The organism is Microbacterium umsixpiens (assembly GCF_053543675.1).
Map to the genome: position 1 here is coordinate 664 of NZ_JBLVOH010000223.1, position 287 is coordinate 950.

The 287-nt window shown below is 74.9% G+C and carries 1 protein-coding gene; it reads left to right on the plus strand.

What is annotated here, in order from left to right:
* Positions 1-37 precede the first annotated feature (37 nt).
* Positions 38-287 (plus strand): hypothetical protein (locus ACNPM4_RS18665; protein ID WP_448986700.1); only part of this gene is annotated, 250 nt, incomplete at its 3' end.

The following is a 287-nucleotide window of genomic DNA, read 5'->3' on the forward strand; positions in this document are numbered from 1 at the left end:
CCGCTGTTTCGTCTCTGCGACCGGGCAGACTGGACGGATGATGTCCGCCGCCTTCGACCTCGCCGCCATCGGCGCGGGGCTGTCGTTCGCGGCCGCGCTCGACGAGCTGTCCTCGGCACTCGATGCGAGCGGATCGGTGGTCGTCACCGCCCCACCCGGCACGGGCAAGACCACCCTCGTGCCCCCGCTCCTCGCCTCGCGGAGCACCGGTCGCGTGATCGTCACCCAGCCCCGCCGCGTCGCCGCCCGCGCCGCAGCCCGACGCCTCGCCCACCTCGACGGGTCGC